The organism is Streptomyces sp. Alt3, from assembly GCF_030719215.1.
In the GTDB taxonomy this organism is placed as follows: Bacteria; Actinomycetota; Actinomycetes; order Streptomycetales; family Streptomycetaceae; genus Streptomyces; species Streptomyces glycanivorans.
Genome location: NZ_CP120983.1, coordinates 3,142,141 through 3,155,521, shown reverse-complemented (window position 1 = coordinate 3,155,521; position 13,381 = coordinate 3,142,141). Strand labels below are relative to the sequence as shown.

The window sequence follows — 13,381 nt, the reverse complement described above, 5'->3', positions numbered from 1 at the left end:
ACTACGTTGCAGAGCCGCTCACATCCCCTTCCCCAAGGATGAATTTCACATGAAGCAGTCTGCTGTCAGGACCCTCGGTGTCGCAGCTCTCGGTGCCGCTTTCGCCGCCGCCGGCGCGGGCAGCGCCTCCGCGGTCGCCGTGCCCGTCGACTCCCTGGCCGGCGCCCTGCCCGCCAACGTCGCGCTCGACTCCGTCACCGACGCGCTTCCCGCCGTGCAGAAGGCGGCCGGCGGTCTGCTCGACCAGCAGCAGCAGCGCGGCGGCGGCGACCTCTCGGCACCCGGCACCAACCTGCTCGGCGGCCTGCCTGCCGGCGGCCTGACCGGTGCCCTGCCCATCGGCCGCTGACCACCGCACCACACACGTGGGGCGCGCACCCGGACCGGGTGCGCGCCCCACGTGCTTTCCCCGTGGCCCGACGGTCACCAGGCCGTCGTGGCCGCGGTCCTCTCCGACGGCAGCAGGATCCACAGCGCCAGGTAGAGCAGGAACTGGGGGCCGGGAAGCAGACACGACACCAGGAAGATGACACGCATCGTCCCTGCGGAGGTGCCGAAGCGCCGAGCCAGCGCCGCGCACACTCCACCGATCATGCGTCCGTCACGGGGGCGGGCAAGTGCGGCCATGGTGAGCTCCTTCGCGAACCGTTTCGGGGAGCAGCTCCGTCGTGCTCCCGTATCTCCACAGTGCCCCCGCGAATGGGTGCGAAGCATCGCTCTACGGGGCGATGCCGACCCTGGTAATCGTCGGGGTGGACCCCTGAGGGCCCTCGACCCGTACCTGCCGGATCCCGTACCCGATCCGGGACAGGTCGCCGGCCCCCGCCCGGTTGCCCCGCCGCAGCCGGGACCGCGACAGCGGTACGACCAGCAGATGGGCCACCGCCACACCGGTGGTGTTCAGCAGCAGCGAGTCGACGTCCACGACCTGGCCCGGCACGCCCGTCTGCGCCAGCTCGATGGCCATGGAGATCAGCGCGCCCGCCGCGACCGTACGGGCCAGTGATGCCCACGGGGAGACCAGCAGCCTGCCGCCGGCCATGGGCAGGAGTATGCCCAGCGGTGCCAGGAGCAGCAGGGCCTCACCGATGCGCCGCGTCGCCTCGGCCGGACCCAGAGCCAGGTCCGACCTGATCCCGGCGAACGGCTGGAGATTCGCGGCCGTCATCCAGGGCACGTCCAGCGGGCGCAGCGTCAGCCAGCAGACGAACAGAAGATGCACGAGGAGGAGGAATACCCCCGCCGCGCGGAAGCGGATGACGGCCGGGCCGTCCGAACTGTGACGCACGTCCACCAAGACGCCACGACCGGCAGGATCGGTTCCGCCCGTTTCCGGGAAGGGTCTGTGACGAGCGGCACGGACACCCCGGGACCCCGCGCGGGGGCGGGCCCGGAGAGCCTCAGGACAGCTCGACCGCGCCCAGGGTGGGTACCTCGCCGGGCCGGCTCTTCGTCTCCGACGTGCACAGATAGCCCCGCGGGGCGTACTTCCCCGGTCCGCCGAGCAGGACCGACCCCCCGGATCCGAGAGGCTCGTTGTCCGCGTAGGAGCACACGACCTGTGCGAGCGCCTCGGCCGGCAGGTCGTCCGGCTGCTCGCTGAGCCGCAGTGTCCCGTCCGGGTCGCCCTCGCGCGCGTCGGAGACCCGCAGTCCCGTCGGCACATCTGTGGAGAAGCCCGCGCGCCGCTCGTCGGAGTCCGGCTCCCGCTGCAACTCGCCCAGGAGGGCCTGCGCGACCAGGAGGGGGGCGGACCGCGATTCGTCGATCTCGACCGTGCGCTCCACCGTCACCAGCTGCGAGGCGCAGACCAGGTAGACCCGCACGGCGACGCTCTCCGGCAGCGGCGGCGTGGTCGCCTCCGCCGACGCCGTCCGGCACGGCATCCGGGAGGGCGCCGCCCCGGCGTCCACCGGGACCGAGGTGCTGCGGATGCCGCAGCCCGTGGCCAGCGCCGCACCCGCCACCACGGCGGCCAGCGCGGCGAGGGCCCTGCGAGGCCCCCGGCTCCGGCGCGGGGCGCCGTACGCCCGCTCGCTGCGCGTCACTGCGAACCGTCCTTCTCGTCGCGGTCCGGGTCGTCCGACCCGGGGGCACCGGTCAGCCCCTCCGCGTCCCGGGGGAGCCGCAGCACGAACACCGCGCCCTCACCGTCCGGCAGATTCGAGGCCGTGATGTCACCACCGTGGATGTGGGCGTTCTCGACCGCGATGGACAGCCCGAGTCCACTGCCGTCCGAGCGCGGGCGTGAGGCACTCGCCTTGTAGAAACGGTCGAACACGTGGGGCAGGACCTCTTCGGGGATACCCGGGCCGTGGTCGCGCACCTCGATGACCAGGTCGTCCTCGTCGGTCCGTACGGACACCCGGACCGGCGACCCGCCGTGCTTGAGCGCGTTCCCGATCAGGTTCGCCAGGATCACGTCGAGCCGGCGCGGGTCGAGCCGCACCATGATGCCGCGCTCCGCGTCCAGGTCGACCGCGTCCAGCCAGGCACGGGCGTCGATGCAGGCCGTCACCTGGTCGGCGACATCCACCGTGTCCAGGACGAGGCGGGCCGTGCCGGCGTCGAAGCGGGTGACCTCCATGAGGTTCTCCACCAGGTCGTTCAGCCGGCGGGTCTCGCTCACCACCAGGTGGACGGCCGGGGCGATCATCGGGTCCAGGCTGTCCGCCTCGTCCTCCAGCACCTCCGCGACCGCGGTGATCGCGGTCAGCGGGGTGCGCAGCTCGTGGGACATGTCGGCCACGAAGCGGCGGCTCGACTCCTCCCGCGCGCTCATGTCCGCGACCTTCTTCTCCAAGGAGCTCGCGGCCTTGTTGAACGTGTGCGAGAGATCGGCGAGTTCATCGGTGCCGGAGACCACGAGACGGGTGTCGAGCTTGCCCTCGCCGAGCTTGCGCGCCGCGTCGCCGAGCCGCTGCACCGGCCGCAGCACGGTCGTCGCCGCGGCCTGGGCCAGGAGCGCCGAACCCACCAGGGCCAGCGCCGTCGCAATCCCCAGGGACCACGCCAGTGAACTGAGGTCCTCGCGCTCCTGGTCGAGCGACTTCAGCATGTACCCGGCGGGACCACCGCCGATGATCTTCGTGCCCGCCACCAGATAAGGCGTGTTGCCCAGCGTCGTACGCTGCCAGAACAGGTGGTACTCAAAGGTGTTGGCCGACGTCAGCGGCTGCTTCTTGTTCACCTGCTTCTGCAGCGAGGCGGGCACGTCGGCCTTGGTGAACGAGTCCAGGTCGGACGAACCGGTGACGGGCTTGCCGTCGTGGCTGCCGATCAGCAGCACGTGGTAGCCGGGACCGCTGTGCGCCATCTGCTCGGCCGCGTCCCGCAGATCGTCGGCGGTGGGCTCCAGCGGCAGCGAGGCCGCCCGGTTCTGCATCTGACGGCGGAAGTCGCCGAGCGCCGTGTCCTGCGTACGCGTCAGGACCGCCTCGCGGTTGAGCCAGTACGCGATGCCCGACGCGGACACCGCCGCCGTCAGGGCCACCAGCGCGAACACGATCAGCAGCCGCAGCCGCAGGCTGGTCCAGCGAAGACCCGCGAGTATGGAGCGCTTCGCGGTATCACTCACTGAGGCGAGTCCAGCCGGTAGCCGACACCGCGCACGGTACGGATCAGGGTCGGCGACGACGGCACGTCCTCCACCTTCGCCCGCAGCCGCTGCACGCAGGCGTCCACCAGCCGGGAGTCACCGAGATAGTCGTGCTCCCACACGAGACGCAGCAACTGCTGCCGGGACAGGGCCTGTCCGGGACGGCGGCTCAGTTCGAGCAGGAGCCGCAGCTCGGTCGGCGTGAGCTGCAGGTCCTCCCCGTTCTTCGTGACGGTCATCGCCGAGCGGTCGATGACGACACTTCCGAACGTCGCCGAGTCCGTGGACTCCCTCTCCCCGCGGCGCAGGACCGCGCGGATACGGGCGTCGAGCACCCGGCCCTGCACGGGTTTCACGACATAGTCGTCCGCGCCGGACTCCAGTCCCACCACGACGTCGATGTCGTCGCTGCGCGCGGTCAGCAGAATGATCGGCAGTTGGTCGGTGCGCCGGATCCGCCGGCAGACCTCGAAACCGTCGATCCCGGGCAGCATCACATCCAGCACGACCAGGTCCGGCCGCTGCTCCCGGAGCAGCTCCAGGCCGTCCTCTCCCGTCGCCGCGGTGGCCACACGGTGGCCCTGGCGTGACAGTGAGAGTTCGAGGGCCGTGCGGATGGCGTCGTCGTCCTCGATCAGCAACAGGAAAGGCACGTGGGCCATTCTGGCCCATGGTGGTGCCACGTTTCGACAATCCCCCCGACTTGATCGGCCGACATGCCCTGTGACAGCTCTGTGACAGTCGGGGGACAGCGCCATGAAATCGCCCCGGCAAGCTCAATGGCACACGGAACGAACGGACTCCACCGATGGGGGGCGCCAGATGATGAACGCACTGCACAGCAGCACCTCAAGCGCAGTTGTCACACGCCTTCACGACGTCGGGAGGAGCCCGGAGAAGTCCGGTGCCGCAGGGCGGGGGCGTGTGCGTGGCGCCGGGCGTCAGCACTCGTCGTACCTGACGATGGTTGACGCGCCCACGGGGGAAATCGGGGGAAGCGCGTACGGGGAGGGCTCGGGGGACCGGTCGCTCCAGGACCGGGCACAGGACGCGGAAGCCGCGTTCACCGCCTACGTCCAGGAGCGCCGTGCCTCCCTGTACGCAACCGCCTACCACCTGACCGGCGACCGGTACGAGGCCGAGGACCTGCTGCAGAGCGCCCTCTTCTCGACGTACCGGGCCTGGGACAGGATCAGTGACAAGGCGGCGGTCGGCGGATACCTCCGCCGCACCATGACCAACCTGCACATCAGCGCGTGGCGCAGGCGCAAGCTCAACGAATACCCGACCGAGGAGCTGCCGGAGACGGTCGGCGACACGGACGCGATGCGGCGCACGGAACTGCGGGCGGTGCTCTGGCAGGCGCTCGCGCGGCTGCCTGAACTCCAGCGCACCATGCTGGTCCTTCGCTACTACGAGGGCCGCACGGACCCGGAGATCGCGTCCATCCTCGACATCAGTGTCGGCACGGTGAAGTCGAGCATCTGGCGGTCGCTCCGCCGGCTGCGCGAGGACGAGGTCCTCAGCTTCGGCCGTGACGAGGAGGAGTCCTTCGGCGAGCTGGTGGCCTGAGGTCTACGGGGGAAACGGGGCACGGGGGAACGGGGTACGGGGGACACGGGGGAAAGGCCGCAGCCTCGGGGGAGGCTGCGGTACGGGGGCAGCACGCAGCGGGGGCGGACAGGCCGGGGGGTCTTGTCCGCCCCCGTCGCGCGTGCCCGGGGCCGCGTGACGGGGGCGGTCCCTCAGTTCGGCACCCGGCTCCGCGGGGTCCGGCAGCGCCCGGCGGCCGCCGACGCGAGCCGTCCCAGCGCCTCGTCCCTGCCGCACGGGTAGGCGCCCAGAGCCGCCTGCCGGGCCACGATGCCCCGCTCGGCCCGCATCAGCCGCCATCCGCGGCGCAGCAGGAACGGCACCGACTTCCGGCCTTCGCGCAGATCCCGCAACAGCCGTCGGCGGAACGTCGTCACCGGCCGGCCGCGCAGGCACAGCGCGTCGGCGAGCAGACCCAGCTCCTGGCAGCGCTCCACGATGTCCGCCGCGAATATGCCCTCGGCGACGAACAGCGGCGTGCGCTCGATGTCGAGCGTCTCCTGGCCTGTCCGCGAACTCGTCGCGATGTCGTACAGCGGGACGGACGTGCGCCCGGCGGCGCACAGTTCCGCAACGGCCGCGACGGCGGCGTCCGCGTCCCAGGACAGGGGCGAGTCCCAGTCGATGTCCGCGCTGCCGGTGACCCGCGGCAGTGTCGGATCGTTTCCCTCTTTGTAGAAGTCGTCCAGACGGAGCATCGGGAGGCCGCTGCGGGCCGCGAGGGACGACTTGCCGGAGCCGGACGGACCGGCGAGCAGCACGACGCGCGTGGGGATCGGTTGGGAACTCACAGAACAGAAGTGTGAGGCATTGACCCGCGTAGGGGATCCCCGGGAGGTCCTGTTGGTATGCAGCATCACACCTCAACTACTCTGCGCGCACGGATGATTACCCGACACGTCCCGATCAGGTGGGAAAACATGGCACGTCATGCACTGTCCAAGCCCCGGCACCGCACCCTGCTGCGCGCCGGTCTGACCCTCACCGCGCTGGGCGCGGCACTCGGCGCGGGCGGGGCGGCGGCGCAGGCCGCGCCGCTGCCCGCCCCGCCCGCGACCGGTTCGGACACCGCGGACAGCACGCTCGGGGCGGTCAAGGAAGCGGCGGCGCCCGCGCTGACCAGCGCGCTCGGATACGGGCTCGTGGGGGCCGTGAAGCCCGTGACCGACCTGCAGCTGGACCCGCTGGCCGGGACGGGCGTGGACCCCCTGGACAACGCGGTGGGCACCCAGGTGGCCGACTTCAAGCCCGTGACCACCGCGCTGGTCACCGACCCGCTGACCAGCGGTGCCGCGCTCGGCGACCTGCCCGTGGTCGGAGAGGTGACCGGTCTGGTCACCGGCTGACCGTCGTACGCACATGTGTGTGGGGCCGCCCGGAGCGGGCGGCCCCACACACATGCCCGGGATCAGTACGAGGAGCCGGAGGCTCCCAGTGCGCCCGTCGGGTGCCAGACCGTCTTCGTCTCCAGGAAGGCCGTCAGACGGCGCGTCCCGGGATCGGCCGACCAGTCCACAGCCTGTGGACGAAGAGTGCGCTTCAGATTGTCCGCCGCCGCGATCTCCAGCTCCTTCGCGAGACCGGCGTCGGCTCCCGTGAGGTCGATGGCGTTGACGTCCTGGTGGGAGGCCAGGGGAGCCGCGAGCTCCGCCGTGCTCCCCGACAGGATGTTCACCACGCCGCCCGGCAGGTCCGAGGTCGCCAGGACCTCGCCCAGCGAGAGCGCGGGCAGCGGAGCGTCCGCCGACGCGACGACGACCGCGGTGTTCCCCGTGGCGATCACCGGGGCGATCACCGAGACGAGGCCCAGGAACGACGACTCCTGCGGGGCGAGGACCGCGACCACGCCCGTCGGCTCCGGGGTGGACAGGTTGAGGAACGGGCCCGCGACCGGGTTGGCCCCGCCCACGATCTGGCCGATCTTGTCCGTCCAGCCCGCGTACCAGACCCAGCGGTCGACCGCCGCGTCGACGACCGCCGCCGCCTTGGACTTCGACAGCCCTTCGGCGTCCGCGACCTCGCGGACGAACTGCTCCCGGCGGCCCTCCAGCATCTCGGCGACGCGGTAGAGGATCTGCCCGCGGTTGTACGCGGTCGCGCCCGACCAGCCGCCGAACGCCTTGCGTGCGGCCACGACCGCGTCACGCGCGTCCTTGCGGGACGACTGCGGGGCGTTCGCCAGCCACTTTCCCTTCGAGTCGTTCACCTCGTACACCCGGCCGCTCTCGGAGCGGGGGAACTTGCCCCCGACGTACAGCTTGTAGGTCTTGAAGACGCTCAGTCGCCCGTCAGACATCGAGGTAGGCCTCCAGACCGTGACGGCCGCCCTCGCGGCCGAAGCCCGACTCCTTGTATCCGCCGAACGGCGAGGTCGGGTCGAACTTGTTGAACGTGTTGGCCCACACGACACCGGCGCGGAGCTTGTTCGCCACCGCGAGGATGCGGGAGCCCTTCTCCGTCCAGATGCCCGCGGAGAGGCCGTACTGGGTGTTGTTGGCCTTGGCGACGGCCTCGTCCGGCGTGCGGAACGTCAGGACCGACAGCACCGGGCCGAAGATCTCGTCGCGGGCGACGGTGTGCGCCTGGCTGACCCCGGTGAACAGGGTCGGCGGGAACCAGTAACCGGCGGACGGCAGTTCGCACGGAGCGGACCACCGCTCGGCGCCCTCGGCCTCGCCCGTCTCGACGAGTGCGGTGATCCGGGAGAGTTGTTCCGCGGAGTTGATCGCGCCGATGTCGGTGTTCTTGTCCAGCGGGTCGCCGAGCCGGAGCGTGGACAGCCTGCGCTTGAGGGCGTGCAGCACCTCGTCGTGCACGGACTCCTGCACGAGGAGCCGCGAACCCGCGCAGCAGACCTGGCCCTGGTTGAAGAAGATGCCGGTGACGATGCCCTCGACGGCCTGGTCGACCGGCGCGTCGTCGAAGACGATGTTCGCGCCCTTGCCGCCCAGTTCGAGAGTGGCCTTCTTGTCCGTGCCGGCGATCTGCCGGGCGATGGCCTTGCCCACGGCGGTCGAGCCGGTGAAGGCGACCTTGTTCACGTCGGGGTGCGAGACGAGCGCCTCGCCCGCGTCGCCGTACCCCGTGAGGATGTTGACGACGCCCTTGGGCAGGCCCGCCTGCCGGCAGATGTCGGCGAAGAACAGGGCGGACAGCGGTGTCGTCTCCGCGGGCTTCAGCACCACGGTGTTGCCGGTGGCGAGCGCCGGGGCGATCTTCCAGGCGAGCATCAGCAGCGGGAAGTTCCACGGGATGATCTGGCCGGCCACCCCGAGCGGGCGGGGGTTCGCGCCGGCGATTCCCTCTGCCGTCCTCCGGCCGAACCCCGCGTGGTCGAGCTTGTCGGCCCAGCCGGCGTAGTAGAAGAAGTGCGCGGCGACCAGCGGGAGGTCCGCGTCGCGGGTCTCCCTGATCGGCTTGCCGTTGTCCAGGGTCTCCAGGACGGCCAGCTCGCGCGAGCGCTCCTGGATGATCCGGGCGATCCGGAAGAGGTACTTGGCGCGCTCGGAGCCGGGCAGCGCCGACCACTTCTCGAACGCCCTGCGGGCCGCCTTCACCGCGCGGTCCACGTCCTCGGCGCCGGCCTGCGCGACCTCGGAGAGCACCTCCTCGGTGGACGGGCTGACGGTCTTGAAGACCTTGCCGTCGGCGGCCTCGGTGAACTCGCCGTCGATGAACAGGCCGTACGAGGGGGCGATGTCGACGACGGAGCGGGACTCCGGAGCCGGTGCGTAATCGAATGCGGATGCCATGGAAATCAGTCCACCGTCACGTAATCGGGGCCGGAGTAACGGCCGGTGCTGAGCTTCTGGCGCTGCATCAGCAGGTCGTTCAGCAGGCTGGAGGCGCCGAAGCGGAACCAGTGGTTGTCCAGCCAGTCCTCGCCGGCGGTCTCGTTGACCAGGACGAGGAACTTGACCGCGTCCTTGGTCGTGCGGATGCCGCCCGCGGGCTTCACGCCGATCTGCACGCCCGTCTGCTCCCGGAAGTCGCGCACGGCCTCCAGCATCAGCAGGGTGTTCGCCGGGGTGGCGTTGGTGGCGACCTTGCCGGTCGACGTCTTGATGAAGTCGGCCCCCGCCAGCATCCCGAGCCAGGAGGCCCGCCGGATGTTGTCGTACGTGGAGAGCTCGCCGGTCTCGAAGATCACCTTCAGCCGTGCGGATCCGCACTCGGCCTTCACGGCGACGATCTCCTCGTAGACCTTGAGGTAACGGCCGGAGAGGAAGGCGCCGCGGTCGATCACCATGTCGATCTCGTCGGCCCCGGCCGCCACCGCGTCGCGGACGTCCGCGAGCTTGACGTCCAGAGCGGCGCGTCCCGCGGGGAAGGCCGTCGCCACGGACGCGACCTTCACCCCGGAGCCGGCCAGCGCGGCCACGGCGGTCGCCGCCATGTCGGGGTAGACGCAGACGGCCGCGGTGCGCGGGGTCGTGCGGTCGGTGGGGTCGGGATTGACCGCCTTGGCGGCCAGGGCCCGGACCTTGCCGGGCGTGTCCGCGCCTTCCAGCGTCGTCAGGTCGATCATCGAGATGGCGAGATCGATGGCGTACGCCTTGGCGGTCGTCTTGATCGAACGGGTACCGAGGGAGGCGGCGCGCGCTTCGAGGCCGACGGTGTCTACGCCGGGCAGCCCGTGCAGGAAGCGGCGCAGCGCACTGTCGGACGCCGTCGCGTCGGCGAACAGGGGTCCCCCCTGCTCGGGCGGAGCTGAGCGCTTGGGGGAGGGAGCAGTGGTGGGCATGGTCACCACATGAGCATATCTACGCGCGTAGCGACCTGTACAGGGCCCCACCCGTTTCGGGTCTTCCCCGAGCGGGGCACGGCCCCTCCGCGTCCCCGGCGCCGCTTCAGGCAGAATCGGGACCATGACGAGCCCCACACCCCCCGCCGAGCCCTCCTACGCCGACCGGACCTTCCGGTCGGGCGCCGGGCTGGTCAGCGGCGCACTGCTGATCCTGCTGGTCGGCTGGATCGGCGGCGACGCGGTGGTCCAGGGCAAGGGATGGGTGCCGTGGCTGGCGCTGGCCGCGCTGCTGACGGTGATCCCGCTGATCGTGGCGTTCACCCTGCGGCCCGCGGTCTTCGCCGACGCGGAGCGGATCCGGATCCGGAACCCGTTCCGCACGATCGTGCTGCCCTGGTCGGACGTCTCCACCGTGCGCGCCACCTACTCCAGCGAGATCTTCACGCACGACGGCGCCAAGTACCAGCTTTGGGCGGTCCCCGTCTCGCTGCGTGAGCGCAAGAGGGCGGCCAGGAAGGCCACCCAGCAGGCGCACGACGACCCGTACGGCCGGACCTCCGTGCACGCCGACGTCCGGGACTCCCACGCCCGCGCGGCCGCCGCGGACCAGACGGTGGGCGACCTGAGGGAACTCGCCGAGCGCGCCGGCCGCCGCGAGGAGCAGGCCACGACCACCGCGTCGGTGCGCTGGGCCTACGAGGTGATCGCCCCGGCCGTCGTCGGTCTGGTGCTGCTCGTGGTCCTGCTCGCGATCGGCTGACGCTCAGACGCCGATGCGGCCGGCCCCCCCCGAGGGGAACCGGCCGCGTCGATCAGTCGCGCGTGCCGACGGCTCAGCTGTCGTTGGTGATCCAGGTGCTCGTCTGGCACTCGTCGTCACCGATGCTGGCGACGCAGGCCGAGACCTGGATGCGACTGCCCTTGCCCCCGTAGGCGTTCGTGCTGGTGGCTTCGTAGAAGTCCTTGTTGCACGAGGCGTAGTCGCCGTTGCTGCCCGGGTTCGAACACTTGCCGGTGCGGTACGTCTTCCACGTGCCGCTGGGCTGCTTCAGCTGGTTGGTCCAGTTCGTGTAGACGCTGTAACCGTCGCCGGAGGTGTCCTTGGTCCAGATGACATCGCCGTACCGCTGGAAGCAGGCCTTCGCCCCCTTGATGGTGGAGATGCAGGTGGCGGTACTCCCCGGTGAGCCACCGACGACGCCGGTGTTGTTCTCGGCGGCAGCCGCAGGATTGCTCATCGTGAAGAAGAGCGCTCCCCCGGCCATGAGCGTCACAGCAGTCGATCGCAGAACAGTGCGCATGGTTGTTCCTCCCCGTTGGTCCGTGGTCATGCCGATCCTCCAAGTCCGCACCCAGGGTGAGGACTTGGTGAATTCCGCCGTTAACTTATGTGACGTGGGAGCAACGGACAAGGTCTTTACGATCCGGGCGGCGTGAGTCCGTCACGCCTCCCGGGCGCCGGCCGCCCACGCCCCTGACGAGGTCGGCGTGTTCCGCCGGGCGCGGTCGGAGCCGTACGCGCCACCGCGCGGAGGGCTCGGCGCCGAGGGCATCGGCGGGTGTCGCGGGGTTCACATGCAAATTGCCCGCAGGGGCGACCGCGCGCGAGAAGCCCGGACCGCACGGCACCCGCCCCGGCACGGCTGACGGCCGGACCGGATCGCCGGATCCGCGCGTCGCGGCCTGCCGAGCCGGCCCGGGGCGGTGCCGCGTCCGGCGTCGTGCCGGACGGTCGGGGACGTCAGATGCCCGCAGCCGCCGACAGGTCCCGCTTGACGGCCGCCAGCAGTTCCGCGGCCTTCGCGCGGGCCTCGGGGAGCCCGTCCCTGCCGGGGACCGGGACCACGACCTCCAGGTAGCACTTGAGCTTCGGCTCGGTGCCGCTCGGGCGGACGATGACCCTCGCGCCCGTCAGGTGGTAGCGCAGCCCGTCGGTGGGCGGCAGGGCGTCCGTGCCCAGGGAGAGGTCCTCGGCCGAGGTGACGGGGAGGCCCGCCAGGGCGGTCGGGGGGGTCCCGCGCAGACGCCGCATGGCGTCCGCGATGACCGTCAGGTCCTCGACCCGGACCGACAGCTGGTCCGTGGCGTGCAGGCCGTGTGCGAGCGCGAGGTCGTCGAGCAGGTCGAGGAGCGTGCGGCCCTGCTCCTTGAGCACGGAGGCGAGCTCGGCGACCAGCAGCGCGGCCGTGATGCCGTCCTTGTCGCGTACGCCCTCCGGGTCGACGCAGTAGCCCAGCGCCTCCTCGTAGCCGTAGCGCAGGCCCTCCACGCGGGCGATCCACTTGAAGCCCGTCAGCGTCTCCTCGTAGCCGAGGCCCGCCTTCTCCGCGATCCGGCCCAGCAGGGAGGACGAGACGATCGACTCGGCCAGCACCCCGGTCACACCCCGGTCCACCAGGTGGGCGGCGAGCAGTGCGCCGACCTCGTCGCCGCGCAGCATCCGCCAGCCGCCCTCGGCCGACGGGTCCGGCACGGCGACGGCGCAACGGTCGGCGTCCGGGTCGTTGGCGATGACGAGGTCCGGCCCGGCCCGGCGCGCGGTCGCGAACGCGAGATCCATCGCGCCGGGCTCCTCCGGGTTGGGGAAGGCGACGGTGGGGAACGCCGGGTCGGGTTCCGCCTGCTCGGCCACCAGCACCGGCTCGGGGAAACCGGCCCGCGCGAAGGCGGCCGTCAGGACGGACGTGCCGACGCCGTGCATCGCGGTGTACACGGTGCGCGCGGACCGCGGGGAGCCGGGGCTCAGGACGGCGTCCGTACGCGCCAGATAGGCGGCCAGGACGTCCTCGCCGAGGATCTCCCAGCCCGACTCCGGGCGCGGTACGCCGCCCAGCGGGCCCACCGCCGCGATCGCGGCGGCGATCTCCGCGTCGGCCGGGGGCACGATCTGCGAGCCGTCGCCGAGGTAGACCTTGTAGCCGTTGTCGCGCGGCGGATTGTGGCTGGCCGTGACCTCCACACCGGCGACTGCTCCCAGATGCCGTATGGCGAACGCCAGCACGGGGGTGGGCAGCGGACGCGGGAGCACGGCCGCGCGCAGGCCCGCGCCGGTCATCACCGCCGCGGTGTCACGGGCGAAGTCGGCGGACTTGTAGCGGGCGTCGTAACCGATGACGACGAGCCCGCCGGACTGCCCCTGCGCCTTCAGATACGCGGCCAGGCCGGCCGCCGCGCGGATGACGACGGAGCGGTTCATCCGCATCGGCCCGGCGCCGATCTCGCCCCGCAGGCCGGCCGTGCCGAACTGGAGCGTGCCGGCGAAGCGGTCCTCCAGTGCGGCGAGGTCACCGGCCTCGATGAGTCCGGCGAGCTCCGCGCGGGTGTCCGGGTCCGGGTCCTCGGCGAGCCAGGTCCTGGCCTGCGTGATGAGGTCCTGCTGCACGGTGGCCGCCTTTCTGCGGGTGGGGGTGCGGGGGTGTGGCCGTGGCGTGGGCTCTGCCCGG

Annotated in this window: 15 protein-coding genes; 4 read left to right on the top strand and 11 right to left on the bottom strand. The window is 71.4% G+C overall.

Annotated features, from left to right (window positions below):
• Positions 1-49 precede the first annotated feature (49 nt).
• Positions 50-349 carry a hypothetical protein gene (locus P8A20_RS13470; RefSeq protein ID WP_147959205.1) on the top strand — a complete coding sequence of 100 codons (300 nt, stop codon included), beginning with the start codon at positions 50-52 and terminating at the stop codon, positions 347-349.
• Between the two features lie 74 nt (positions 350-423).
• On the opposite strand, the gene P8A20_RS13465 is transcribed toward P8A20_RS13470, so the two are convergent.
• From P8A20_RS13465 to afsQ1, 5 genes are all read right to left on the bottom strand, one after another.
• Positions 424-627 carry a PspC domain-containing protein gene (locus tag P8A20_RS13465; RefSeq protein WP_147959206.1) on the bottom strand — a complete coding sequence of 68 codons (204 nt, stop codon included), beginning with the start codon at positions 625-627 and terminating at the stop codon, positions 424-426.
• A gap of 91 nt (positions 628-718) precedes the next feature.
• Positions 719-1,294 carry a VanZ family protein gene (locus tag P8A20_RS13460; protein ID WP_147959207.1) on the bottom strand — a complete coding sequence of 192 codons (576 nt, stop codon included), beginning with the start codon at positions 1,292-1,294 and terminating at the stop codon, positions 719-721.
• A gap of 106 nt (positions 1,295-1,400) precedes the next feature.
• On the bottom strand, positions 1,401-2,048 hold the full coding sequence (locus tag P8A20_RS13455) for a hypothetical protein (RefSeq protein WP_147959208.1): 648 nt from the start codon (positions 2,046-2,048) through the stop codon (positions 1,401-1,403).
• Positions 2,045-3,577: an ATP-binding protein gene (locus tag P8A20_RS13450; RefSeq protein WP_147959209.1), complete on the bottom strand. Its 1,533-nt coding sequence runs from the start codon at positions 3,575-3,577 to the stop codon at positions 2,045-2,047. Before P8A20_RS13450 ends, P8A20_RS13455 begins: the two co-directional genes overlap by 4 nt.
• A complete protein-coding gene (gene afsQ1 / locus P8A20_RS13445) occupies positions 3,574-4,251 on the bottom strand; it encodes a two-component system response regulator AfsQ1 (RefSeq protein WP_015578482.1) in 678 nt (225 codons plus the stop codon). Before afsQ1 ends, P8A20_RS13450 begins: the two co-directional genes overlap by 4 nt.
• 172 nt (positions 4,252-4,423) lie before the next feature.
• Here afsQ1 and P8A20_RS13440 point away from each other — a divergent pair, with 172 nt between their 5' ends.
• Positions 4,424-5,170 carry a SigE family RNA polymerase sigma factor gene (locus P8A20_RS13440; RefSeq protein WP_306105145.1) on the top strand — a complete coding sequence of 249 codons (747 nt, stop codon included), beginning with the start codon at positions 4,424-4,426 and terminating at the stop codon, positions 5,168-5,170.
• Between the two features lie 173 nt (positions 5,171-5,343).
• Here P8A20_RS13440 and P8A20_RS13435 read toward each other — a convergent pair whose 3' ends face one another.
• Positions 5,344-6,048, bottom strand: coding sequence for a uridine kinase (locus tag P8A20_RS13435; RefSeq protein ID WP_147959211.1), 705 nt, complete (start codon positions 6,046-6,048; stop codon positions 5,344-5,346).
• A 63-nt stretch (positions 6,049-6,111) separates the two neighbouring features.
• Between P8A20_RS13435 and P8A20_RS13430 the strand changes: the two genes are divergently transcribed.
• On the top strand, positions 6,112-6,537 hold the full coding sequence (locus P8A20_RS13430; RefSeq protein ID WP_147959212.1) for a hypothetical protein: 426 nt from the start codon (positions 6,112-6,114) through the stop codon (positions 6,535-6,537).
• A 62-nt stretch (positions 6,538-6,599) separates the two neighbouring features.
• On the opposite strand, the gene P8A20_RS13425 is transcribed toward P8A20_RS13430, so the two are convergent.
• Genes P8A20_RS13425 through deoC form a run of 3 tightly spaced genes read right to left on the bottom strand, consistent with a single transcriptional unit; the run spans position 6,600 to position 9,935 of the window.
• A complete protein-coding gene (locus P8A20_RS13425) occupies positions 6,600-7,487 on the bottom strand; it encodes an aldehyde dehydrogenase family protein (protein ID WP_147959213.1) in 888 nt (295 codons plus the stop codon).
• On the bottom strand, positions 7,480-8,943 hold the full coding sequence (locus tag P8A20_RS13420; protein ID WP_147959214.1) for an aldehyde dehydrogenase family protein: 1,464 nt from the start codon (positions 8,941-8,943) through the stop codon (positions 7,480-7,482). Before P8A20_RS13420 ends, P8A20_RS13425 begins: the two co-directional genes overlap by 8 nt.
• 5 nt (positions 8,944-8,948) lie before the next feature.
• Positions 8,949-9,935 carry a deoxyribose-phosphate aldolase gene (gene deoC, locus P8A20_RS13415; protein ID WP_147960413.1) on the bottom strand — a complete coding sequence of 329 codons (987 nt, stop codon included), beginning with the start codon at positions 9,933-9,935 and terminating at the stop codon, positions 8,949-8,951.
• Between the two features lie 124 nt (positions 9,936-10,059).
• Here deoC and P8A20_RS13410 point away from each other — a divergent pair, with 124 nt between their 5' ends.
• A complete protein-coding gene (locus P8A20_RS13410; RefSeq protein WP_147959215.1) occupies positions 10,060-10,698 on the top strand; it encodes a PH domain-containing protein in 639 nt (212 codons plus the stop codon).
• Positions 10,699-10,771: 73 nt separating this feature from the next.
• Here the strand turns inward: P8A20_RS13410 and P8A20_RS13405 are convergent, their stop codons facing one another.
• Together P8A20_RS13405 and P8A20_RS13400 are read right to left on the bottom strand one after the other, a co-directional pair.
• Entirely contained in the window at positions 10,772-11,239 is a 468-nt protein-coding gene (locus P8A20_RS13405; protein ID WP_261988635.1) for a hypothetical protein, read from the bottom strand.
• 440 nt (positions 11,240-11,679) lie between these two features.
• Positions 11,680-13,320 carry a phospho-sugar mutase gene (locus P8A20_RS13400; protein WP_147959216.1) on the bottom strand — a complete coding sequence of 547 codons (1,641 nt, stop codon included), beginning with the start codon at positions 13,318-13,320 and terminating at the stop codon, positions 11,680-11,682.
• Between the last annotated feature and the right edge of the window lie 61 nt (positions 13,321-13,381).